Raw genomic sequence first — 24583 nt, forward strand, 5'->3', positions numbered from 1 at the left:
CCCGGCCATGGCTGGCACCGGCCTCCTTGCACCGCTGTTCGAACGCCTCGCATCCGGCGAAGCCGACGTCGCGCAGGCGTTCGATCTGCAAGCGCTGCTCGACTCGGTACACACCGAACTGGCGCGGCTGTTCAACACCCGCCGTGGCCCACGGACGCTCACCTCCCCACCCAGCGTGATCGATTACGGCATCGCCGACTGGAGTGCCCTGCAGCAACAGCGCAGCGATGATCGTCGACGCTTGGCGCGGGACATCCGCGAGGCCGTCAACCATTTCGAACCGCGCCTGCGTCTGGGCGAGGTTCAGGTCAATCCTCTGCCAGCGCAGCCGCAGCAGTTGAGCATTCGCCTGGTCGGCGAGCTGCGCAGCGGCCAGCGGCACTGGCCGGTGGCGTTTGTCATCGAGCCCGGTGGCCAGGGGCTGGAGGTGCGCCATGAGCGACTCGATTGACCCGCAACTGCTCGACTATTACCAACGTGAACTGACCTGGCTGCGACATGCCGGCGGCCAGTTCGCCGAGCGTTATCCGAAAGTCGCGCGGCGCCTGGAACTGTCGCCCGGCGAATGCCCCGATCCGCACGTCGAACGTCTGCTGGAAGGTTTCGCCCTGCTCGCCGCGCGCCTGCAACGACGGCTCGATGACGACTACGCCGAGTTCAGCGACGCCCTGCTCGAACAACTCTATCCGTTGGCGATGCGCCCGCTGCCATCGTGCGCCATCGTCCAGTTCCAACCCGACCCAGGCAAAGGCAAACTCGACGGCGGCTATCCGCTACCCCGGGACACGCCGCTGTTCGTCACCACCAGCCAGGGCGAGAGCATTCACTTTCGCACCAGCGCCGCCGTGCGCCTGTGGCCGATCGACGTGAGCGAGGCCCTGCTGCTCGGCAGCGACGAGGCCCAGGCACTGACCGGCGTCGCACAGGCTCGTTCGGCCTTGCGCCTGAGCCTGCGTTGCCTCGGCGAGACGCAATGGTCAGAGCTCACGCGCCTCAACACAGGCATCGAAAAACTGCGCATTCATCTGGCGGCGTCGCCGGTGATCAACGCTTGCCTCTATGACTTGCTCGGCGCCCATGCGGTGCAAGTGCTTGGCGGTACGCCGGGGAGCATTCCGCTGACGCTGAAGGGACTACCGCAAGTCGTCGGGTTCGCCGACGAGGAGGTATTGCTGCCGGACGAGGACGGCGTGCATCCGGGCATGCGTCTGCTGGCGGAGTACTTTGCCTTCCCGGAGAAATTCCACTTTTTCGACCTGCCGCTGGACGGTGTCGCCAGCGACAGCCAGACGCTTTATCTGTACATCGTTTTCGACCGTGCTCCGGCCAGTCGTCTGCACTTGCAGGCCAGCGACATCGCACTCGGCTGTGCGCCGGTGATCAATCTGTTCCCGCGGACCTCGGAGCCGCTGCGTCCCGACGGCACCCGCAGCGAATATCGCCTGATCGCCGACAGCCATCGGGAAAACAGCGTCGAAATCCACAGCATTCGCGGCATGCGCGCCAGCTCCAGCGCCGGGGTGCAGCGCCTGCCGGCGTATTACGGCAGCCAGCACAGCGGCGGCGACCAGCAACGTTACTGGCATGCGCGACGGGTCAGCGGCATGACCCCGAACCGGCTCGGCAGCGATCTGCTGGTCAGCGTGGTCGACACCCGGTTCAATCCGCAAACCGACCTGCCCGACTACAGCCTGACGGCCGAACTGCTCTGCACCAACCGCCACCTCGCGCAGAGCCTGCCGGCCGGCACGCCGCTGGGTTTCGAGCGACCAGGGCCGGTGGCCTGGGCACGCCTGCGCAACCCGCCAACCCCACAGAGCCTGCCGCGCCTGGACGGCGAATCGCGCTGGCGGCTGGTGTCGCAATTGACCCTCAATCACCTGTCGCTGGTCGAAGGCCCGCAGGCGCTCGATGCGCTGAAAGAGATTCTGCAACTGCATAACCTGCGCGACGAATCCAGCGCCCTGCGGCAAATCGAGGGCCTGCTGAGCCTCAGTTGCGAGCGGGTGATCGGCCATGTCGGTGCTGACGCGTGGCGTGGTTGGCGCAATGGTCTGGAGGTGCAATTGCAACTCGACCCGCAGCATTTCGTCGGCAGCAGTGCGGTGCTGTTTTCCGGGGTACTGGCGCAGTTTTTTTCGCTGTACGCCACGGCTAACCGCTTCGTGCGCACGGTGCTGATGCAGGCAGACAAGGAGGTCAAGGCATGGCAACCCCAAGCCGGCATGCCCCTGTCGCTCTGACGCTGGGCCAACGACTGCGCCGCGATCCGCAGGCGTTCGAATGGTTGCAGGCCTTGCTGCTGCTCGAGCGCGAACAGCCGCAGGCCGATTCCCTCGGTTCCGGCACGTCACCGCAAGCCGAGGCATTGAAACTGCACGGGCCGCTGACGCCCGTGTTCGCCGCCAGCCAGATCGAAAACCTGCGTGAAGAACCGGGCGAACCGCTGACCCTCGACACGCCGATGTTCGGCCTCGGCGGCCCCGACGGCCCGCTGCCCTACGCCTATCAGGAGTGGCTGCAACAACGGGCGCGGGCCAAGGATCATGCGCCTGCCGAGTTCCTCGACCTGTTCCAGCACCGGCTGCTCAGCCTGCTCTACAAAGTGATGCGCAAACACCGGATCGCCCTGGGCTTCGTGACACCCGGCGCCTCGCCGGTGCAGGCGCAACTGCGCGCCCTGACCGGGTTGTTGCCCAAGTCGCTGCAAGAGCGTCAGGCCGTTCCCGACTGTGCGGTGCTGGCCTGCACCGCGCTGTTCGCCGATGGTCGCCGCTCACTGGCGGGGTTCGCCGCGATTGTGCGCGAGCAGTTTGAAGTGCCGGTCGAGCTGAGCGCCTACGAAGGCGCCTGGCGCGAGATTCCGCCGGCCAGCCGCAGCGTGATGAAACCCGGCGGGCGCAATCTGCAACTTGGGCGCACGGCCGTGGCGGGTTCTCGGGTCTGGGACGAACACGCCGGGATTCGCCTGACTCTCGGCCCGTTGCCTTCAGCCCAGGCCGGGCGCTTTCTGCCGGACGGCGAAGCACATCCGGCACTGGCGAGTCTCGCCGGGTTGTACTTCGGCCCCGATCTGGACGTGACACTGGTGCTGCTGGTGCGCGGTGCAGGGCCAATCAAACTCGGTCGCCAGGCCCCGGCCCTGCTGAGCTGGAACGGTGGTCTGCAACGTCAGGCCAGCCTCGCGGTGCAGCGGATCGAAACCCGTCTTCGTCAGCTGGAGATCACCTGACATGGAACTGGCCAGCCTGATCGGACGCCTCAACCCGGACAACCGCCGCGCCCTCGAACGCGCCGCGCAACGTTGTTTGCAGCGCGGGCATCATTTCGTCGAGATCGAGCACCTTTTGCTTGAGCTGCTCGACATCGAGGGCGGCGATCTGGCGTTTCTGCTGCCGCGCTTCGGCCTGGAACGGGATGCGCTGACAGCGGAAATCAACAAGGCCCTGGAGCTGTTCAAATCCGGCAGCACGCGCACCCCGGCGTTGTCCTCGCACACCCTCGGTCTGCTGGAAGATGCGGTGGTGCAGGCCAGTGTGCTGGGCATCGACAGCATCCGTTCGGGGCTGTTGCTGCTGGCGTTGATCGACCGCGACGAACGCCGCAGCCTGCTGCTCAACAGCGCCTCTTCATTGCTGCGAATTCCCAAGGAAGCCCTGCGCGCCAATCTGCTGGAATGGACGGAAAACTCCCGCGAACATGTCGGCGCGCGCTCGACATCAGTGGCAAACCCCGCGCCCCGGCAGGATTCAGTGCTGGATCAATACACCCAGGACCTGACCGCCGACGCCCACGCCGGACGCATCGATCCAATCGTTGGCCGTGACGGCGAGATCCGTCAGTGCATCGACATCCTCCTGCGGCGTCGGCAGAACAACCCGATTCTGGTGGGCGCGCCCGGTGTCGGCAAAACCGCCGTGGTCGAAGGCCTGGCCCTGCGCATCGCCGCCGGGGACGTGCCGCCGTCGTTGCAGGAAGTCAGTTTACGGGTGCTCGACCTCGGCCTGTTGCAGGCCGGGGCCGGGGTCAAGGGTGAGTTCGAACAACGGCTCAAAGGCGTGATCGACGCGGTGCGCAGCGCCGACAAACCGATCATCCTGTTCATCGATGAGGCCCACACCCTGATCGGCGCGGGCGGTGCCGAGGGCGGCAGCGATGCGGCCAACCTGCTCAAACCGGCGTTGGCCCGGGGCGAATTGCGCACCCTCGCCGCCACCACCTGGATGGAATACAAAAAATACTTCGAAAAAGACCCTGCCCTCGCCCGCCGTTTTCAACTGGTGCAAGTGGAGGAGCCGGACGAAATCACCGCCGTGGAAATGCTCCGGGGCGTCGCCGCCAAACTCGAACAACACCACGGCGTGCAGGTGCTCGATGCGGCGATTCACGAAGCGGTGAAACTCTCGCACCGCTACATCTCCGGCCGCCAGTTGCCGGACAAAGCCATCAGCGTCCTCGACACCGCGTGCGCCCGCGTTGCCCTCGGTCAGCATGACGTGCCGCCGCCGCTGGAGAGCCTGCGTCACCGTCAGCAGAGCCTCAAGGAAGAAGTCGAACGCCTGCGCCGCGAGCAGGCCACGGGACTGGACCACCGTGAGCGCATCACCCTGCTCGAAGGCGAATCCACCGGCAACGTGCAGGCAATCCGCGAACTGGAAACCCGCTGGGGCGAAGAACGGGTCGCCGTGCGCGAACTGCTCGACACCCGCCGCGAACTCCTGGCCCTGAGCGAACGCGCCGACAGCGACAAACCCGATGAAGCCACCGACAGCCGCATCGATCACCTGGCCGCCGAACTGCTGCGCCTCGAAGCCGGACTCGACGCCATCCGCCAGGACGACCCGCTGGTGCCCGAGCAGGTCGACAGCAAAACCGTCGCCGCCGTGATCGCCGGCTGGACCGGTATCCCGGTCGGCAAAATGCTCGCCGACGAAGCCCACGCCGTCCGCACCCTCGGCCAGCGCATGGGCCAGCGGGTGATGGGCCAGAGTACCGCACTCAACACCATCGCCCAGCGCTTGCAGGCCTACCGCGCCGGGCTGACCGATCCGCAAAAACCGGTGGGCGTGTTCCTGCTGGTCGGCCCCACCGGCGTCGGCAAAACCGAAACTGCCTATGCGCTGGCCGACGCCTTGTACGGCGGCGAGCGCAACCTGATCAGCATCAATCTCTCTGAATATCAGGAAGCGCACACCGTCAGCCAGCTCAAGGGCGCCCCGCCCGGTTACGTCGGTTATGGCAGCGGCGGCGTACTCACCGAAGCGGTGCGGCGCAAACCGTATTCGGTGGTGCTGCTGGACGAAATCGAGAAGGCCCACCCGGATGTGCTCGAAGCGTTCTACAACGTCTTCGACAAGGGCCTGATGGAGGACGGCACCGGGCTGGTGGTGGACTTCAAGAACACCGTGATGCTCGCCACCAGCAACGTCGGCGCCGAATTGCTGCTCGACACGCCGGTGGCGCAAATCGGCAGCGAGGCCTTCAACGAAGCGCTGCACAAAACCCTGCTGCAAGCCTTCCGCCCGGCGTTTCTGGCACGCATGACGGTGGTTGCCTATCGGCCGCTGGACGAGGCGACGCTGGAAGGGATTGTGCTGGCGAAGCTGGAAAAACTGCGCGGACGCTACAAGGCTGCAACCGGCAAGCCGTTCGAATTTGATTCAGGCATCGTCAAAGCGGTACTCGCCAAGTGCAGCGCGGCAGGTGCGCGGGATGTCGAGAATGTGTTGATGACGCAGGTGACGGGGAAGTTGGCGGAGTGGGTGTTGGAGTAATCACCTCAACACCCACGGTAGAGCGATCAGGCCTCTGAAAAACGTGACGCCCATAAAAGGATGATGTGATGCCAAGTGGACACAAAACGGATCTCAACCTAGCGAACGTCAAATCAAAGAAAGACAAAGCGCTGACTTACATCAGGGGGCAGATTCTGAAGATCGAAAAACACTTCAGAACCCGCACTGTTATTTTCCTGGGCGAAAGCCACACCAATGACGTTGATATCGCCATCAATACTTCGCTTGTCGCGACCCCTCCCTTGCTCAGAGACAGCGCAACTCGCGTCATCTTCGAACGCCTGCTGGATGACCGGTACGAAGCCGGAACCAGTGCGAGCGTCGACATCAAGAAAGAGAAAATCGACCTTGAAGCAACGCCCCTCAAGCGAAGTGAGCGCATGGCAGCGATGATTGAAGATGCCTTTGCGAACGATGCGAAGACATTGGTGTACGTGGTCTGCGGTAGTCGGCACGGTCCTGAAATCTTCACCGCACTCGAAAAAATATGTTCAGCGGACTTTTCATACGTCATCAAGCCTTCAGTCACTGACTGAGTCGAAAAGGGAACAGATTTGTTGTCTCGGTCCTCATTCTGAACAGCAATCTTTCATGAACAACGTCAAGGAGACATGCAGCCATGCTCGGTATCCCTTATCAAAACGGAAAACGTCTTTGGCTGAGCTCGCCGAAGACTGATTGGTCGTCAGGTACGATGATGTTTGTCTTCGGACATTCAGCCTGGAACCCACAGGACGGCTTCTACTCCCTGCCCAAAGGCTCTCAGGTAGGTTTTTATAACGATGCCGGTGAGTTGATGAACGCTGCGAAAGCCAAAGCCATGATCTGGGACGCCAGCGAACTGGATCGGCCAGATACCATCGTCAAACAATTTCAATCTGTACAGAACCTGCGTTTATTTCCAGCCCCGGAGCATCTCGGCGGTGTTCGAGCGGCATTCGATTACGCCTCCCTTCACGGGAACGCCATTCCCATCCTTACATCCACAGAGGATGACCGTGGCGTTACGCTGAAAAATATTATTCAGCGCTTTCCGGATAAATACATTATCTGGCTGGGATGTCGCGGCATGCAGTTCATGTAGAAGTATCGGAAAAACATTCGGTATTCGGATCTAACACAAGCGCAGTGGTCGACTTATGAGAATCGGAAGTTTCAACGTCGAGAAAAACGGCAAGTCCTCGACCCTCGACAAGCAGACCCAGGTCGAATTCTTCATCCACAACTGCTGCACCGATGCATGGGACGCGGACATCGTTTTCCTGTGCGAAATCCATTCGGCCCAGGTCGACAACTACCGACTCAACCTGGCGGCCATTTACAAACACTACACCGTGCATGCGTTCGATGGCGGTTACTCAAACGCCTACATCGTGATGGTCAAGAGTTTTGAAGCCCTGCAAGTGTGCAGCCAAGGCAGTCTGTTCGGTTTGAACAGGGACCTGATCGCCGTCGAGGCCAATGCCGTGAAAGGTTATACCGGCTACGTTTTCCTCGCCCATTTCAAATCCGGACAGACCGGACTCACCAGAAGCCAACTCAGGTCCTGCACCGCGCTGGGTGGCCGCTGGGTCGCGACGGGGGACCTGAATCTGGACTATCAGAACGTCGGGCTACTTGATACCGCGGGACTCGCTTATGACTGCTGGGGCGGCCAGCAGACCCAGAGCAAGGGCGGGATCCTGGACTGGGTTCTGGCGTCCGCCGACGTCAGCGTCAAAGTCGTCGACATCACCGGACTGGGGCACATTTTCGACATGTCCGGCCCGGATCACCGCCCGATTCTTTTCGACGTCACCGGCTGAAATCCGGTTTCGCGCCGCCATTGAGGACGTTCGATGCCCCGCTCCACCGACAGCACCACCAGCCTCTCCCTCACCGCCTCATCGCTGTCGGCACTTTTCCCTGAATCGCTGTCCGGTGAGGAAGCCCTGAATGCGCTGGGTTCGCAAATCTTCACCGGCATCAACGACGGTGCGCCCCTGACGCTGACCAGCGCCATCGCCACCCACGTCACCACCACCCTGCACAACGACGCCCAACTGCGCCCGTTCGACGCCTTGGTTGCTGAAATCCGCCAGCTCCCCGCCGATGCCACTGCCGAGCGCTATCAACTGATATTAAGGCCGTGGCTCTGGTGGCTGACCCTGGCCAGCAATAACCGGGTGTTCCAGAACCTTGCCACGTCGGACATCGTCACCACGATCTTCAAGGCCCACGGTTTCACCGATTTCAAACTGTCGCTGAGTGGCAGCTACACCCCGCGTGAATATTGCGTGCAGTACGGCGAAACCGATTTCGCTTTCGTCTCGCGACTGCTGGAGGAGGAAGGCATTTTCTGGTTTTTCACCCATGCCGACGGCGTCCATACGCTGGTGCTGGGGGACAGCAATGACGCCTTCGTGCAGATCCCCAACGGGCCGAAGGTCAAGTACCTGGGCCAGGAACTCGGCGAGCGTGAGTTGCACGGCATTCGCGCAGGACAGGTGTGTTTGCAGGCGGTAGCCGGCGTGTATCGCGCGACGGATTACGAATTCACCACACCCACCACTTCGCTCTACGATCAAGCCGAGGCGGTGGCCGGGCCGCGTTCGATCTATGAGCATCCGGGCGGCTACAACGCCAAGGCCCGGGGCGATGCGTTGACCAAGCAGCGGGTCGACGGTTTGCGCAGCGAAGAGAAACGTTTCGTCGGTGAAAGCGATTGCCGCTGGCTGGTGCCGGGCCACTGGTTCACCCTCGACGGCCACGACGATGCCAGCCTGAACATCGATTGGGTGGTGACGCGGGTAACCCATGACGTCAGCCACGACGACTATCGCAACCGCTTCGAGGCGATTCCCAAAGCCACACCGTTTCGCCCGCAACGGCTCACGCCGAAACCGCGCATGCACCCGCAAACGGCGATCGTGGTGGGCAAGTCTGGCGAGGAAATCTGGACCGACGAGTATGGCCGGATCAAGTTGCAATTCCCCTGGGATCGCGACGGCAACAACGATGAAGCCAGTTCCTGCTGGGTGCGCGTGGTGTTGCCGTGGAGCGGTAAGGGTTTCGGCATGCAGTTCGTGCCGCGCATCGGCCAGGAAGTCATCGTCACCTTCATCGATGGCGATCCGGATCGGCCACTGGTGACCGGTTGCGTGTACAACGGCGACAACGCCCTGCCCTATGCACTGCCCGCGAACCAGACCCAGTCGGGAATCAAGACCCAGTCGTCCAAAGGGGGCGGCGGTTTCAACGAACTGCGTTTCGAGGACAAGAAAGACGCCGAAGAGGTGTTTCTGCAAGCGCAAAAAGACTTGAAGATCAACGTGCTCAACGACACCACCGCCACCGTCGGCCACGACGAAACCCTCACCGTGCAGAACGCCCGCACCCGCACGGTGAAGGACGGCGATGAAACCGTCACGCTGGAGAAAGGCAAACGCAGCGTGACCATCCAGACCGGCAGCGACTCACTCGATGTGAAGGACAGCCGCACGGTGAAGGTGGGCGCCGACCAGACCCACAGCACCGGCGGCAACTACACCGACAAAGTCACCGGCGACTACAGCCTGACGGTGGACGGCAACCTGACGATCAAGGTCAGCGGCACGTTGACGCTGCAAAGCGGCGGCAGTTTCACGATCAAGAGCGGCGCCGATCTCGCAACGTCGGCCAGCACCTCGATCACCCAGAAGGCCGGAACGGCCATGACCAACCAGGCCGGCACCTCGCTGGACAACAAGGCCGGGACGACGCTGACCAACGACGCCGGCATCAGCCTGACCAACAAGGGCGCCGCCTCGCAGACCGTGGATGGCGGCGGCATGCTGACCATCAAGGGCGGTCTGGTACAGGTCAACTGACAAGGAGAAGCCATGGCGATCACCCCGCTGGATCTGCAACAGGATGACAAACACCTCAAGGGTCGTCTGCAGGACGGGCAACTCGACGGTCCGTTGAACATCAAGGATGACGGTCGCCAGCAGGCGGAGCTGAATTACAGCCAGGGAGAATTGCAGGGCTCGTCCCTGCTCTATCACCCCAACGGCAAGGTGTCGGCGCAGATGCCGTTCGTGCGTGACAAGCTGCAAGGTGTCGCCAGTTTCTACGCGCCGGAGGGATTTTTACAGCGTAAGGCGAGTTACCGGCGCGGGTTGTTGCATGGCGAGGCGTTCAACTACTTCCCCGACGGGCAACTGGCGGAAGCCGAGTTCTACCGCGACGGCGTGCGTGAGGGGCGCTATCAGCGCTTTCATCCCAACGGCAAACCGGCGGTGGATGCGCGGTATCTGAACGGCCAGTTGATGGAGCCGGAGCAAGGGTTTGCCGAGGACGGGCGACCACTGGATGCCGATGGCAAGCCGATTTCCCGGGTGCGCTGGTGGTTTCGCAAATGGACGGATCCGGCGCAGGTCTGACTCAGGGAATCAACATCTGCATCTGCCCCGGCATCACAATCTTGATCACCCCCGCCCAGTTGCACATCAACGTGCTGTTGGCATCGATCGCCGGCATTCCGCCCAGCAGCAGGGTCGGCGCACCGCCGGGAATCCATGGCGTGGCAGTCGCCGGAATGCACGGCATCGGCGTCAGGACGCCAAGCGCGGCGGCGGTGGCAGCGGCGACCATCGGATTGGCCATGCTCATGCACATGCCGAACGTGGTGACGTTGACCAGCGGAATATGATCCATGATGTTCGCCGCCGGCATTCCGCCGGTCAGCGTGCGGTTGACCGGCAACACGTTGAGCACCGCCGGCGCGGCACCGAAACTGCATTGCAGGGTGGCGCTGGCACAGACTTGCGGGCAGCCCATTTCAAAGCTCCTTTCTGAACAAGGCATTCGTGCTAAACCTTAGTCGCCTGCGGGCCGCTGCGCACATTCCCAAAGGTGATTATCGTCCAACACGCTAACCTATAAGACCGAACCGCGCTTGTGACGACCCGAGCGCGCCATTAGATTAGCCAATGATGTCTGGCCTCCAAAATAAGCAGAAGGGATAAGCATGGCGCTTACTGACCAGTCCACCCGTATCCGCTCCGGCGAAGAACTCGATGCCAGCCTGATCGATCCGTATCTCAAGGCGCACATTCCGGGCCTGACCGGCACCCCACGGATCAGCCAGTTCCCCGGTGGCGCCTCCAACCTGACTTACCTTCTGGAATACCCGGAACAGGAATTCGTCCTGCGCCGTCCGCCGTTCGGCAAGAAAGCCAAGTCCGCCCACGACATGGGCCGCGAATTCCGCATCCTCAATCAGTTGCGCGACGCCTTCCCGTATTGCCCGAAAGCCTACGCCCATTGCATCGACGAGTCGGTGATCGGCGCTGAGTTCTATGTGATGGAACGGGTCAAGGGGATCATCCTGCGCTCGGACCTGCCACCGGAACTGGGCCTGGACGCAGCGAAGACCGAAGCCATATGCAAAAGCTTCATCGACAAGTTCGTCGAGCTGCACCGCGTCGACTACCAAGCCTGTGGCCTGGGCGACCTGGGCAAGCCGGAAGGCTACGTCGCCCGCCAGATCAAAGGCTGGAGCGAGCGCTACGAAAAGGCCCTGACGCCGGACGCGCCGCATTGGGAAGCGGTGAAAGCCTGGCTCAACGACAAGATGCCGGCCGACCACCCGACGTCGAGCATCGTCCACAACGACTACCGCTTCGACAACGTGATCCTCGACCCGAACAACCCGATGCAGATCATCGGCGTGCTCGACTGGGAACTGACCACCCTCGGCGATCCGCTGATGGACCTGGGCAACACCCTCGCCTACTGGATCCAGGCCGATGACCCGGCGCCGGTGCAACTGATGCGCCGCCAGCCGAGCCACGCGCCGGGCATGCTGACCCGCCGCGAGTTCGTCGACTACTACGCCGAGCGCGCCGGCATCCAGATCGACAATTTCGACTTCTACTACACCTACGGCCTGTTCCGCCTGGCCGGCATCGTGCAGCAGATCTACTACCGCTTCTACCACGGCCAGACCCAGGACAAACGCTTCGCGCAGTTCATTCACATGAACAAACTGCTGGAGCAGATGAGCCTGCAGGTCATTGCCAAATCCAGCCTCTGATCGCGGCCCCATAACAAGCCTTACTACAAGGGAATCCCATGTCCAAGACTCAGTTGTTCGACCTCGACGGCAAGATCGCTTTCGTCTCCGGCGCCAGCCGCGGCATCGGCGAAGCCATCGCCAAACTGCTGGCCCAGCAAGGCGCCCACGTGATCGTCTCGAGCCGCAAACTCGAAGGCTGCCAGCACGTCGCCGACGCGATCATCGCCGCCGGCGGCAAAGCCACTGCGATCGCCTGCCACATCGGCGAAATGGAACAGATCAGCCAGGTGTTCGCCGGGATCAAGGAACAGTTCGGGCGCCTGGACATCCTGGTCAACAACGCCGCGACCAACCCGCAATTCTGCAACGTGCTGGACACCGACCTCAGCGCCTTCCAGAAAACCGTCAACGTGAACATTCGCGGCTACTTCTTCATGTCGGTGGAAGCCGGCAAGCTGATGCGCGAAAACGGTGGCGGCAGCATCATCAACGTCGCGTCGATCAACGGCATCTCGCCAGGGGTCTTCCAGGGCATCTACTCGGTGACCAAGGCGGCGGTGATCAACATGACCAAGGTGTTCGCCAAGGAATGCGCGCAGTTCGGCATCCGCTGCAACGCCTTGCTGCCAGGCCTGACCGACACCAAGTTCGCGTCGGCGCTGGTGAAGAACGATGCGATTCTGAAGCAGGCGTTGACTCAGATCCCGCTCAAGCGCGTGGCCGATCCAAGCGAAATGGCCGGCGCGGTGCTGTACCTGGCAAGCGACGCGTCGAGCTACACCACCGGGGTTTCGCTGAATGTGGACGGTGGCTTCCTGTCCTGATTCGCTGACGCAAAAGAAAAGGCAGCCCAAGGGCTGCCTTTTTCAGGCCTCCAGCACTTTCGGCAACTGCCAGCCGAAATGCACCGACAACAACCTCAGCAACAAACACGCCGCGCCCGCCAGCAACGCCGCCGCCACCGGCGGAACACCCAGCCTGCGCCCGACGATCAACACCGCGGCGCCAACAAACGCCGAACTGGCATATAAGTCCGCCTGCAACACCACCGGCACCCGCGCCAGCACAATATCGCGCAGCACCCCGCCACCGACCCCGGTGACAGTCCCCATGAGCATCGCGACAAACGGCGAGATCCCGAAATTCAACGCTTTCTGCGCCCCGGCCACGGCAAACAGCGCCAGCCCCGCCGCGTCGAGCACAATCAGGGTCGAGCCGGTCCAGGCCAACACCTGCTCGTGAAAAACAAACGCCAGCCCGCCCATGGCAAACGCCAGCGCCGGATAACGCCAGTCGGCCACCGCATTGGGCGGCGTCGCACCGATCAACAGATCCCGGGTCACCCCGCCGCCCAGGGCAACGATGAACGCAATCACCATCACCCCGAGCAGATCGAGCTGACTGCGCATCGCCGCAATCGCCCCTTCGACGGAAAACACGGCAGTGCCGACCAGATCGGCCACCAACACAATCCGCTCGACCCGACTCCTCAACGCAAACGCCGCCCGCTACTGCGTAACGCAGCGCGTCGTGGTGATGTGCCGAGTCACCTGCCCATCGGCATACACATCCCCGGCGACCTCAGTATTTTCCAGAACCTGGCAAGTACGTTCCGGCGGCGGTGGCGGCGTCACGGGCGGGGGCGGCGGCGGACTGGCACACCCCCCCAACAGCGCAAAACCCAACACCCACGCCAACGGCGAACACACGCGTTTCCCAAGACTCTTCATAGGCTGACCCGCGATAAATGGACAACACACTCCCGCCACCGCGCATATAAGCGCCTGGCAACGGAAACCTACCCACTCATTCTTTATAGCCGAGGTGCTTGTGAGCGCCAGTGAAATGGCCACAGGGGATGGATTGGGCTGTCGATTTTGATTCGGGATTTGTGGGGTGTTTTCGTGGGGACAGATGTTTTTGAACACCCTTGAGGACGCAGCCCTCACCCTAGCCCTCCCGAAACGTCGGACCGCCCGGAGGGAGAGGGAACTGACCACATCGGCAGTAAAGAATATGTACCTCACCAAAACCCGGTCGGCCCGAAGGCCACCTTCACGGGCAAGCCCACTCCCACAGAAAAGCAAAAGCAAAAGCAAAAGCGAAAGCGAAAACAGATCGCGGACGTTATTAGGCCGAGTGTCAGCTCGCCTGCCGCTTTTGATCTTGCCGTGCCGGCCCCTTCGGCAGGCTGAGTGGAGGGATTTATCCGGGGGTGGGAGCGCAGCGACCGTTTGGCGAAGCCAAACACATCGAGAGGAGGTGCAGCGCAGCAAACCGTAGGCGATGCCCCCGGATGAATCCCGTAACGAAGGAACACCGAGCCTAAGCGAGGGGCCGCACGCCGGGGCCCAGACCTTTGCTTCCTTTGGGGCGTTTGCCAAAGGGAGTCGCCGTAAGGGCGAAACCGCCAGCAGCAACCCCCGAAGCAACGGATATTCACCCAAAACACCCCAAAACCTGGTCGGCCCAGAGGCCGCCAAGGATCAAAAGATCAAGCCAAATCAGGATCCCCCAGAGGCCCGGACAACGAATTACTCCCCAACTCATAGCGCAATTCGTCAATCAACCCCGCCATGGCCTCCGGCGTCCGCAGGGCATCCAGGCTCAACCCGCTCACCACCAGATCCACCTGCCCCGAAGCCGGGTGATAAAGCTTCACCGTCAACGAATGATCCCCATCCACCGAACATTCACACGCCAGAGGCGAAAAACTGCGCTCCAGCATCGCGCGCAACTGCGCCAGATAAATCATCCCGGCAACCTCGCCAGGCACTGACCCGGACCCGAACAGAAAAACAGGGACTGACACATAACGGCTGTTCCTTTAGCTGATTCACAGGGGACGCCACGGCAATCCGCAGACCACCGAGGCACCCCATCAGCCTAAGAATCGAAGCCGCGTGCCAACACATGAATTTGCACCCCGGCGCCTAGTGCATTTGCACTCTAGCGCTGGCCCTTGGGCCGCCGCTCGCTGGAAAACAGCCCCCGCTCGCGCGCCCAGACAATCGCCTCGCTGCGGCTGTGCACATCCAGCTTGGAATACACCGTCGCCACATGATTACGCACGGTATTGGGCGCCAGCTTCAGCCGCGCGGCGATTTCCTTGTCCGCCAGTCCCTCGCAGATCAACCCCAGCACATCTCGCTCACGCGCCGTGAGGTCGGTGAAAGAAACACTGGGCAATTGCGGCGAGTTGACGTTCTTCACGTTGGCCAGTTTCTCGATCAAGGTACGACTGAACCACGACGCATCCTTCATCACCTCTTCAATCGCCGCCACCAGCTCCAGCTCGGTCCGCTTGCGCTCGGTGATGTCCATCAGCACCAGCAAGTAGCACAGCTCATCGTCGATGCTCACGGTGTCGGCCGACACCGCGCACTCCAGCAATCCGGCGTCCTTACGCCGCACCCGCACATCGACGCGATCGACCCGGCCGGTTTTCTCCAGTGCCGCCAGCAGGCGCGTGCGCTCACCCTGGTCATCGATGAACTCAAGCTGGGCGACCGTTTTGCCGATCACCTCTTCACCCGCATAGGCCAGGGTGTCGAGAAACGCCTGGTTGACGTCGATCACCCGCTGCTCTTCGGCGCTGCACACCAGGATCGGCACCGGGGTCAGACGAAAGGCCTTGGCAAAGCGTTCTTCACTCTGGCGCAAAGCAATTTCGGCCTTGTGCCGCAGCTCCATGTCGACAAAGGAAAACAGCATGCAATCCTCATCGTTCAGTTGCAGGGTTTGCCCGGCGACGATCACTTGTTTGCTGCTGCCGTCGGGCAAACGCAGTTGCGCCTGCATCTGCGGAATGGTCGCACCGTTGCGCAAACGCTCGATGGCGAGGTCACGCCGCTCGGCCTGTTCCAGCACATCCAGCTCATAGGTCGAGGCACCGATCACCTGATCGCGGCTGTAACCGGTCATCTCCAGGAACCCCGAATTGACCTTGAGGTAGCGCAGATCGCTGAGGCGACAGATCACTGCCGGCGCCGGGTTGGCGTTGAAGGTTTTTTCGAAGCGCTGCTCGGCGTTCGCCCAGTCGGTGACATCGCTCATGATCAGCACCAGCGACTCAGGTTCACCGTCACGATCGGTCAACACCATGCTGCGCACGCTATGGACCCAGGTGCGCTCGTCATCCCGAGGCGTCACCTCCACCAATACATCGCTGAACGCCTCCCCCGCCGCCACCCGACTGATCGGGTACTGCTCCGGCGTCAGCGAGTGGTTGTTGCGATAGCGCAAATGAAAACGCTCGGCATACTCCCGGGCATTGCGGCCCAGATCTCCGACGCGATTGACGCCATGCATGCGCAGCGCCGCTTCGTTGGCCCAGAGAATGCTCTGGTCGAGTTCCAGCAGAATCACCCCGTCCGACAGACCCGCAATGATCTGCTGCAACTGGCGGCGATTGGTTTCGGTGGTCAGAACGTCCTGGCTCATTGGCCCTCCACAAATGCTCGCGTGTGAAAGTACGACCGCAGGCGTTTGTGATCGTGCCGATCACATCAGGGACACCCATGGATTGCCCCCGTGAGAGTGGACTTGGCCGCGAAGGCGGCCGAATGTCATGGCCAGAAAAGTCGCCTCACCGGAATCATCCGGCCATTCGCGCCCCACGCAGTTCTCGACTAACGTTAGTACCTCATCGGATTGAGCCCCTGCCCGCAGGCGGGCTCTTGATCAAGGAGAGACTGATGACATCCCGCCACACCATCGAGCAGACCTACCGCACCTGGTCGACGCCGATTCTGCTTGAGCTGAAAAAACGCGAACACCAGATGGGCGCGGACGAACGCCAGGCGCTGGAGACTGTAATGGTCGAAAGACGATTGCTGGACACCGGTAATCCCAATGGCAGTGAGCGTCGCCAAGGGAGCACGAATAAAACCGTCAGACCAGGCTGACAGCGATTGCCCGCGCCAACGAGCCCCTGCAGGTTGAACACAAATCCCTGCAGGAGCTTGCCTGTTACTCAAGCCGCAGCCTTGCCACCCGCCACCGCCGCCGAAGCCGCCAGCATCGCCCGCAACAACACCGCGCACCCCGCCGCCAGATCATCCGGCGCAGCGTTTTCGATTTCATTGTGGCTGATGCCGCCCTCGCACGGCACGAAGATCATCCCGGCCGGGCCGAGTTCGGCAAGGAAGATCGCGTCGTGGCCGGCGCCGCTGACGATGTCCATGTGCGACAGACCCAAGCCCTTGGCCGCACCACGCACGGCTTCGACACAACCCTTTTCGAAGTACAGCGGCGGGAAGTCGGCGGTCGGGGTCAGTTCGTAGGTCAGGCCATGTTGTTGGCAGGTGGTTTCGATGATCTGCTTCACTTCGGCGATCATCGAGTCCAGGCGTGCCGGTTCCAGGTGACGGAAGTCGAGGGTCATGCGCACTTCGCCGGGGATGACGTTGCGCGAGCCGGGATAAGCTTGCAGGCAACCGACGGTGCCGCAGGCGTGCGGCTGATGACCAAGAGCGGCGCGATTGACTGCTCCGACGATCACCGAGGCGCCGACCAGGGCGTCCTTGCGCAGGTGCATCGGCGTCGGGCCGGCGTGGGCCTCGACGCCGCGCAGTTTCAGGTCGAACCATTTCTGGCCAAGGGCGCCGAGTACGACGCCGATGGTTTTCTGCTGGTCTTCAAGAATCGGCCCTTGCTCGATATGCGCCTCGAAATAGGCACCGACCTTGTGCCCGCTGACCTTGCGCGTCCCGGCATAGCCGATGGCATTCAGCGCCTGGCCGACGGTGACGCCTTCGGCATCGACCTTGGCCAGGGTTTCTTCGAGGGTGAATTTTTCCGCGAACACCCCGGAGCCCATCATGCACGGGGCGAAGCGCGAACCTTCTTCGTTGGTCCAGACCACTACTTCCAGCGGTGCTTCGGTTTCCACGCCCAGGTCATTGAGGGTGCGCAGCACTTCGACCCCGGCCAGCACGCCGAAGCAGCCGTCGAACTTGCCGCCGGTGGGCTGGGTGTCGATGTGGCTACCGGTCATCACGGGCGGTAGGGTCGGATTGCGTCCGGGGCGGCGGGCGAAGATGTTGCCGACTTCATCGACCGTGACGCTGCAACCGGCGTCCTTGCACCACTGCACGAACAGGTCGCGGGCCTGGCGGTCGAGGTCGGTCAAGGCCAGGCGACAGACGCCTCCCTTGACCGTGGCACCGAGTTGCGCCAGGTCCATGAGCGACTGCCACAGGCGATCGCGATTGATGTGCTGATGGGTCGATTGCAGAACGTCTACGGCTGCGTTCATGGGGATCTCCTCAGGCTTTTCTTATGGCTGTTTTTGCGGTGTCCGCAAGCCCGTGAAGGGCCGCTCGCTACACCGCCGATTTCACGGCATCAGGCTGCGCCCGCATCACGCACAACCCGTAATAAATCAGGCCGCCCAGCGCCGAACCGGTGAACCAGCCGTAGCTGTAGAACCAGTTGAACGCATCGCTACCCAGCGACAGCAGGGTCAGTACCACCGGCACGCCGAAGGCGATGAACCCGGCCCAGTTCCACGCCGGATACACGTCATCGCGGTACAGCCCGGCCAGGTCCAGTTGCTGTTTCTTGATCAGGAAATAGTCCACCACCATGATCCCGGCGATCGGCCCGAGCAGGCTGGAATAACCCAGCAGCCAGTTCGAATACACGGTTTCGAGACTGACATCGGAAACGATCAGCCCGAGTTTTTTCAGCAGCTCATGGCCCATCAGTAACAGACCGGCCAGCCCGGTGAGGATCACTGCCTTGGTGCGGTTGATGGCTTTCGGCGCAATGTTCTGGAAGTCGTTGGTCGGCGACACGATGTTGGCGGCGGTGTTGGTCGACAGCGTGGCGATGATAATCAGCGCCATCGCCACCGCGACCCACACCGGGCTCTGGATATGACCGATCAGCGACACCGGATCGGAGACGCTGACGCCCACCAGTTTCACCGACGCGGCAGTCATTACCACACCCAGCGAAGCGAACAGGAACATGGTCAGCGGCAGACCGAAAATCTGCCCGAGGATCTGATCCTTCTGGCTGTGGGCGTAGCGGCTGAAGTCAGGAATGTTCAGCGACAGCGTGGCCCAGAAGCCGACCATCGCCGTCAGCCCGGCGGCGAAGTAACTGACCACGCTGGCGCCCTCCGGCCGTTTCGGCGGGATCGCCAGCAGTTCGCTCATCGACACGTTGGGCATGGCCCACACCAGCAGGCCGATGCCGACCGCCACCAGCAGCGGCGCGGACAGGGTTTCCAGCCACTTGATCGACTCGGCACCGCGAATCACCACCCACAGATTCAGCGCCCAGAAAATCATGAAGCCGATCACCTCCCCGGTGCCGCCGAGGGATTTCCAGCCCTCGAACACCGAGCCGAGAAACAGGTGAATCGCCAGACCGCCGAACATCGTCTGGATACCGAACCAGCCGCACGCCACCAGCGCGCGGATCAGGCACGGTACGTTGGAGCCGAGAATGCCGAACGACGATCTCAGCAGCACCGGAAACGGGATGCCGTACTTGGTGCCGGGAAACGCGTTGAGGGTCAGGGGAATGAGGACGATGACGTTGGCGAACAGAATCGCCATCAGCGCCTCGCCGACGCTCAGGCCGAAGTACGCAGTCAGCACCCCGCCAAGGGTGTAGGTCGGCACGCAGATCGACATGCCGACCCACAGCGCGGTGATGTGCCATTTGTTCCAGGTTCGTTCACGCACCTTGGTCGGTGCCATGTCGTGGTTGTATCGGGGACTGTCGAGGACATCGCTGCCGGCTTCGAGCTCGAACAAGCCGTCGCGCTCGGTCACTTGCGATCTGTTCTGTTGCATGGCCGCTCCACTGTTTCTTCTGATTATTTTTTGCTCACCAGACGGCTGCCACACGAGCGTGGAAACCGGACGATGGCCGGAGGAACTGACAACTTTCATGCACCGGCCAAGGTGTCAGCGGCGGCATCAATTTACGTGCCGGGTTCTCCGCGTGCGGCTTGGGCGATGCCTTTGAAGCATTTCAAGCAACTGATGTTTATCAGTTTTTAATTATTTACCCGTTCAATCCCCGGCAACTTTCCAGGCGCTCAGGCTAAACGTCGGCAAGTTGTCCGAATAGACAGGACTCAAACTGGTGCATCACACTTTTTTCATCGTCACACATCAACCTTCGGCCACTGTTCAAGCGGCTGATTTCACATAGGAAATCTTGACCATATTTCCATCCTGTCAAGTGCGTCAAAATGGTGAGCTGCCTCACCATTTTGGTGATTTTTGATTTTTATCGTTATTTATCAATAAATTAATAATTGAATAAGCTTATAAAAAATAATCTTGCCCAATCATCATTCTGCGACTAGCGTTTATTCCTGACAGTGCTGACAGGAATACATCGATCAGCGCTGCATCAATACAACATCTAGAACCGGCACCAGTCGGTCATGCCTGCGAGGAACTCGGAATGTCTCTGTTGATCCGTGGCGCCACCGTTATTACCCATGATGAAAGTTACCGCGCCGATGTCTATTGCGCTGACGGCGTGATCAAAGCCATTGGTGAAAACCTGGATGTTCCGGCCGGCGCTGAAGTGCTCGACGGCAGCGGCCAATACCTGATGCCCGGCGGCATCGATCCGCACACCCACATGCAACTGCCGTTCATGGGCACCGTCGCCAGCGAAGACTTCTACAGCGGCACCGCCGCCGGCCTGGCCGGTGGCACCACGTCGATCATCGATTTCGTGATTCCCAATCCGCAGCAATCGCTGCTCGAAGCCTTTCACCAATGGCGGGGCTGGGCCGAGAAGTCGGCGTCGGACTATGGCTTCCATGTCGCAATCACCTGGTGGAGCGAGCAGGTGCGCGAGGAAATGGCCGAGCTGGTCAGCCATCACGGGGTCAACAGCTTCAAGCATTTCATGGCCTACAAGAACGCGATCATGGCCGCCGACGACACCCTGGTGGCGAGTTTCGAACGCTGCCTGGAACTCGGCGCCGTGCCGACCGTGCATGCCGAGAACGGCGAACTGGTCTATCACCTGCAACGCAAGCTGATGGCCCAGGGCATCACCGGGCCGGAAGCGCATCCGCTGTCGCGTCCCTCGCAGGTCGAAGGTGAAGCCGCGAGCCGGGCCATCCGCATCGCCGAAACACTCGGTACGCCGCTGTACCTGGTACACGTCTCGACCAAGGAAGCCCTCGACGAAATCACCTACGCCCGCAGCAAGGGCCAGCCGGTTTACGGCGAAGTGCTGGCCGGGCATCTGCTGCTCGACGACAGCGTCTACAGCCACCCGGACTGGCAGACCGCCGCCGGTTACGTGATGAGCCCGCCGTTCCGTCCGCGCGGCCATCAGGAAGCGTTGTGGCACGGGTTGCAGGCCGGCAATCTGCACACTACCGCCACCGACCACTGCTGTTTCTGTGCCGAACAGAAAGCCGCTGGCCGTGACGATTTCAGCAAGATCCCCAACGGCACCGCCGGGATCGAAGACCGCATGGCGGTGTTGTGGGATGAAGGGGTGAACAGCGGTCGGCTGTCGATGCAGGACTTCGTCGCCCTCACCTCCACCAACACCGCCAAGATCTTCAACCTCTACCCGCGCAAGGGTGCGATCCGCGTCGGCGCCGATGCCGACCTGGTGCTGTGGGACCCGCAAGGCACCCGCACCATCTCCGCCAAGACCCACCATCAGCAAGTGGACTTCAACATCTTCGAAGGCAAGACCGTGCACGGCGTGCCGAGCCATACCGTCAGCCAGGGCCGGGTGGTCTGGGCCGATGGCGACCTGCGCGCCGAGCGCGGGGCCGGGCGCTACATCGAGCGACCGGCGTATCCGGCGGTGTTTGATTTGCTGAGCAAGCGGGCGGAGTTGCATCGCCCGACTGCCGTCAAACGCTGAATTCGAGGCCTGCGGCCTTCGCGGACAAGCCCGCTACCACATTTGAAATGCATTGCGCCTGTGGGAGCGGGCTTGCTCGCGAAGACGCCCGTCCGGACAACCTGTAAACCACTGCCCGTCAGAGGCAGCACCTCAAATAACCGTGAGGCATAAAACCGTGATCGAGACCCTGAACCATCTCCCGCACCCGCACGAAAGTGCCGCCGCCCTCGCCGGCCATTTCACCGATCTGGCGCCGCCACTCAACGCACGTCAGGCGCATCTGGAGGCCTCGCGTTGTCTCTACTGCTACGACGCGCCGTGCGTGAATGCCTGCCCGAGCGAGATCGATATCCCGTCGTTCATCCGCAATATCCATCAGGATAACGTGCCCGGTGCCGCGCAGAAAATCCTCTCGGCGAACATCCTCGGCGGCAGTTGCGCGCGAGTCTGCCCGACGGAAATCCTCTGCCAGCAGGCCTGCGTGCGCAACAACGCCCACGAATGCGCGCCGGTGCTGATCGGCCTGCTGCAACGCTACGCCGTGGACAACGCGCAATTCAGCGAGCATCCGTTCCAGCGCGCCGCCGCCACCGGTAAACGCATCGCCGTGGTCGGCGCCGGGCCGGCCGGTTTGTCCTGCGCCCACCGCAGTGCCATGCACGGCCATGACGTGGTGATTTTCGAAGCGCGGGATAAGGCTGGCGGCCTGAACGAGTACGGCATCGCCAAGTACAAACTGGTGGACGACTATGCGCAGAAGGAACTGGATTTCCTCCTGCAAATCGGTGGCATCGAAATCCGCCACGGCCAGAAGCTCGGTGACAACCTGACCCTCAGCGAACTGCATCAGCAATTCGACGCGGTGTTCCTCGGCCTCGGCCTCAACGCCAGCAAACAACTGGGCCTGGCCCACGAAGACGCGCCGGGCTTGCTCGCCGCCACCGACTACATCCGCGAACTGCGCCAGGCCGATGACCTGACGCAACTGCCGCTGGCCGAGCGCTGCATCGTCCTCGGCGCCGGCAACACCGCCATCGACATGGCCGTGCAAATGGCCCGCCTCGGAGCCCGCGACGTCAATCTGGTGTATCGCCGGGGCACGGCGGACATGGGTGCCACCGGTCACGAACAGGACATCGCCAAGGCCAATCAGGTGCGGTTGCTGACCTGGGCGCAACCGGACGAAGTGTTGCTCGACGACCAAGGCAACGTGCGCGGCATGCGCTTCGCCCGTACCCATCTGGTGGAGGGGCGGCTGCAAACCACCGGCGAAACCTTCGAGCTGGCGGCCGATGCGATCTTCAAGGCCATCGGCCAGGCCTTCGACACAACCGCCCTCGCCGACCCGATGGCCCGCGAGCTGAAGCGCCAGGGCGAAAGGATCGCGGTGGATGAAAACCTGCGCACCAGCATTCCCGGTGTGTATGCCGGCGGCGACTGCACCAGCCTCGACCAGGACCTGACCGTGCAAGCGGTGCAACACGGCAAGCGGGCCGCCGAGGCCATCAATGCTCAACTGATGCTCAACGTGGAGGCTGCGTAAATGGCCGATCTTTCGATTGTCTTCGCCGGTATCAAAGCCCCCAATCCGTTCTGGCTGGCCTCCGCGCCACCGACCGACAAGGCCTACAACGTGGTGCGCGCCTTCGAGGCCGGCTGGGGTGGCGTGGTCTGGAAAACCCTGGGTGAAGACCCGGCGGCGGTCAACGTGTCGTCGCGCTACTCGGCGCATTACGGCGCCAACCGCGAGGTGTTGGGGATCAACAACATCGAGCTGATCACCGACCGCTCGCTGGAGATCAACCTGCGGGAAATCACCCAGGTGAAGAAAGACTGGCCGGATCGCGCATTGATCGTGTCGCTGATGGTGCCGTGCGTCGAGGAGTCGTGGAAACACATCCTGCCGCTGGTGGAAGCCACCGGCGCCGACGGCATCGAGCTGAATTTCGGCTGCCCCCACGGCATGCCCGAACGCGGCATGGGGGCGGCGGTGGGCCAGGTGCCGGAGTACGTCGAGCAGGTCACGCGCTGGTGCAAGACCTATTGCTCGCTGCCCGTGATCGTCAAGCTGACGCCGAACATCACCGACATCCGCGTCGCCGCCCGCGCCGCACACCGAGGAGGTGCCGATGCGGTGTCGCTGATCAATACGATCAACTCGATCACCAGCGTCGACCTCGAACACATGGTCGCCCTGCCCACCGTCGGCAGCAAAAGCACCCACGGCGGCTACTGCGGCTCGGCGGTCAAACCGATCGCGCTGAACATGGTCGCCGAAATCGCCCGCGACCCGCAGACCCAGGGCCTGCCGATCTGCGGCATCGGCGGCATCGGCAGTTGGCGCGATGCGGCAGAGTTCATCGCCTTGGGCAGCGGCGCGGTGCAGGTGTGTACGGCGGCGATGCTGCATGGTTTCCGGATTGTCGAGGAGATGAAGGATGGTCTGTCGCGATGGATGGACAGTCAGGGCTACGCCAGCCTCGCCGAGTTTTCCGGGCGCGCGGTGGGCAACACCACGGACTGGAAGTACCTGGACATCAACTATCAGGTGATCGCCAAGATCGATCAGGCGGCGTGCATCGGCTGCGGGCGTTGTCACATTGCCTGCGAGGACACGTCACACCAGGCGATCAGTAGCCTGCGGCAGGCCGATGGCACGCACAAATATGAAGTGATCGATGATGAGTGCGTGGGCTGCAATCTGTGCCAGATCACCTGCCCGGTGCAGGACTGTATCGAGATGGTGCCGATGGAGACGGGCAAGCCGTTTCTGGACTGGAACCATGATCCGAGGAATCCGTATCACGTTGCTCTGTAGATCGCCTGCAGATCCACAAGCCCCTCACCCTGGCCCTCTCCCAAAAGGAGAGGGAACTGATTGGGGATGCTTCAG

Annotated in this window: 21 protein-coding genes; 15 read left to right on the plus strand and 6 right to left on the minus strand. The window is 62.0% G+C overall.

Annotated features, from left to right (window positions below; translation table 11 throughout):
* The first annotated feature begins 7 nt into the window (after window positions 1–7).
* The 9 genes from tssE (at window position 8) to N8H74_RS22005 (ending at window position 10198) form a co-directional block, all read left to right on the plus strand.
* Entirely contained in the window at window positions 8–451 is a 444-nt protein-coding gene (gene tssE / locus N8H74_RS21965) for a type VI secretion system baseplate subunit TssE (protein ID WP_217834115.1), read from the plus strand.
* On the plus strand, window positions 435–2243 hold the full coding sequence (gene tssF / locus N8H74_RS21970; protein WP_262150233.1) for a type VI secretion system baseplate subunit TssF: 1809 nt from the start codon (window positions 435–437) through the stop codon (window positions 2241–2243). Before tssE ends, tssF begins: the two co-directional genes overlap by 17 nt.
* Complete coding sequence (gene tssG / locus N8H74_RS21975; protein ID WP_262150235.1) at window positions 2207–3232, plus strand: type VI secretion system baseplate subunit TssG; 1026 nt, start codon at window positions 2207–2209, stop codon at window positions 3230–3232. The genes tssF and tssG overlap by 37 nt, the downstream gene beginning before the upstream one ends.
* A 1-nt stretch (window position 3233) precedes the next feature.
* Complete coding sequence (tssH, locus tag N8H74_RS21980; protein WP_262150237.1) at window positions 3234–5774, plus strand: type VI secretion system ATPase TssH; 2541 nt, start codon at window positions 3234–3236, stop codon at window positions 5772–5774.
* Window positions 5775–5842: 68 nt separating this feature from the next.
* Window positions 5843–6331 carry a hypothetical protein gene (locus N8H74_RS21985; protein ID WP_217834111.1) on the plus strand — a complete coding sequence of 163 codons (489 nt, stop codon included), beginning with the start codon at window positions 5843–5845 and terminating at the stop codon, window positions 6329–6331.
* 83 nt (window positions 6332–6414) lie between these two features.
* Window positions 6415–6879, plus strand: coding sequence for a putative adhesin (locus tag N8H74_RS21990; RefSeq protein WP_262150240.1), 465 nt, complete (start codon window positions 6415–6417; stop codon window positions 6877–6879).
* Window positions 6880–6934: 55 nt separating this feature from the next.
* Window positions 6935–7600: an endonuclease/exonuclease/phosphatase family protein gene (locus N8H74_RS21995; protein WP_217834109.1), complete on the plus strand. Its 666-nt coding sequence runs from the start codon at window positions 6935–6937 to the stop codon at window positions 7598–7600.
* A gap of 33 nt (window positions 7601–7633) precedes the next feature.
* On the plus strand, window positions 7634–9643 hold the full coding sequence (tssI, locus tag N8H74_RS22000) for a type VI secretion system tip protein VgrG (RefSeq protein WP_262150242.1): 2010 nt from the start codon (window positions 7634–7636) through the stop codon (window positions 9641–9643).
* A gap of 12 nt (window positions 9644–9655) precedes the next feature.
* On the plus strand, window positions 9656–10198 hold the full coding sequence (locus N8H74_RS22005; protein ID WP_262150244.1) for a toxin-antitoxin system YwqK family antitoxin: 543 nt from the start codon (window positions 9656–9658) through the stop codon (window positions 10196–10198).
* 1 nt (window position 10199) lies between these two features.
* On the opposite strand, the gene N8H74_RS22010 is transcribed toward N8H74_RS22005, so the two are convergent.
* Window positions 10200–10595 (minus strand): DUF4280 domain-containing protein, encoded by a 396-nt coding sequence (locus N8H74_RS22010; RefSeq protein ID WP_007958887.1) that lies wholly within the window; start codon window positions 10593–10595, stop codon window positions 10200–10202.
* Between the two features lie 190 nt (window positions 10596–10785).
* On the opposite strand from N8H74_RS22010, the gene N8H74_RS22015 reads away from it, so the two are divergent.
* Window positions 10786–11853 (plus strand): phosphotransferase family protein, encoded by a 1068-nt coding sequence (locus N8H74_RS22015; RefSeq protein ID WP_262150247.1) that lies wholly within the window; start codon window positions 10786–10788, stop codon window positions 11851–11853.
* 38 nt (window positions 11854–11891) lie between these two features.
* Entirely contained in the window at window positions 11892–12659 is a 768-nt protein-coding gene (locus N8H74_RS22020; protein ID WP_262150249.1) for an SDR family oxidoreductase, read from the plus strand.
* Between the two features lie 42 nt (window positions 12660–12701).
* Here N8H74_RS22020 and N8H74_RS22025 read toward each other — a convergent pair whose 3' ends face one another.
* The 3 genes from N8H74_RS22025 to N8H74_RS22035 form a co-directional block, all read right to left on the minus strand.
* Window positions 12702–13298, minus strand: a complete 597-nt coding sequence (locus N8H74_RS22025; protein ID WP_262150250.1) for a TRIC cation channel family protein — start codon at window positions 13296–13298, stop codon at window positions 12702–12704.
* Between the two features lie 1031 nt (window positions 13299–14329).
* Window positions 14330–14590 carry a DUF1652 domain-containing protein gene (locus tag N8H74_RS22030; protein WP_262150251.1) on the minus strand — a complete coding sequence of 87 codons (261 nt, stop codon included), beginning with the start codon at window positions 14588–14590 and terminating at the stop codon, window positions 14330–14332.
* Between the two features lie 194 nt (window positions 14591–14784).
* Entirely contained in the window at window positions 14785–16278 is a 1494-nt protein-coding gene (locus N8H74_RS22035; RefSeq protein WP_262150253.1) for a helix-turn-helix transcriptional regulator, read from the minus strand.
* 254 nt (window positions 16279–16532) lie between these two features.
* Here N8H74_RS22035 and N8H74_RS22040 point away from each other — a divergent pair, with 254 nt between their 5' ends.
* Window positions 16533–16742, plus strand: coding sequence for a hypothetical protein (locus N8H74_RS22040; RefSeq protein ID WP_217834101.1), 210 nt, complete (start codon window positions 16533–16535; stop codon window positions 16740–16742).
* 68 nt (window positions 16743–16810) lie between these two features.
* Here N8H74_RS22040 and N8H74_RS22045 read toward each other — a convergent pair whose 3' ends face one another.
* Together N8H74_RS22045 and N8H74_RS22050 are read right to left on the minus strand one after the other, a co-directional pair.
* On the minus strand, window positions 16811–18094 hold the full coding sequence (locus N8H74_RS22045; RefSeq protein WP_262150255.1) for a Zn-dependent hydrolase: 1284 nt from the start codon (window positions 18092–18094) through the stop codon (window positions 16811–16813).
* A 67-nt stretch (window positions 18095–18161) separates the two neighbouring features.
* Window positions 18162–19646 carry an NCS1 family nucleobase:cation symporter-1 gene (locus tag N8H74_RS22050; protein WP_262150257.1) on the minus strand — a complete coding sequence of 495 codons (1485 nt, stop codon included), beginning with the start codon at window positions 19644–19646 and terminating at the stop codon, window positions 18162–18164.
* Between the two features lie 622 nt (window positions 19647–20268).
* Between N8H74_RS22050 and hydA the strand changes: the two genes are divergently transcribed.
* From hydA to preA, 3 genes are all read left to right on the plus strand, one after another.
* The gene (gene hydA / locus N8H74_RS22055) at window positions 20269–21708 is read left to right on the plus strand and encodes a dihydropyrimidinase (RefSeq protein ID WP_217834098.1); all 1440 of its coding nucleotides are present in this window, start codon (window positions 20269–20271) and stop codon (window positions 21706–21708) included.
* A 157-nt stretch (window positions 21709–21865) separates the two neighbouring features.
* The gene (locus N8H74_RS22060) at window positions 21866–23233 is read left to right on the plus strand and encodes an NAD(P)-dependent oxidoreductase (RefSeq protein ID WP_262150259.1); all 1368 of its coding nucleotides are present in this window, start codon (window positions 21866–21868) and stop codon (window positions 23231–23233) included.
* Window positions 23234–24508: an NAD-dependent dihydropyrimidine dehydrogenase subunit PreA gene (gene preA, locus N8H74_RS22065; RefSeq protein ID WP_262150262.1), complete on the plus strand. Its 1275-nt coding sequence runs from the start codon at window positions 23234–23236 to the stop codon at window positions 24506–24508. It begins immediately after the preceding gene.
* The last annotated feature ends 75 nt before the right edge of the window (window positions 24509–24583 follow it).

It is taken from the genome of Pseudomonas sp. B2M1-30, assembly GCF_025447575.1.
Taxonomy (GTDB): Bacteria; Pseudomonadota; Gammaproteobacteria; order Pseudomonadales; family Pseudomonadaceae; genus Aquipseudomonas; species Aquipseudomonas botevensis.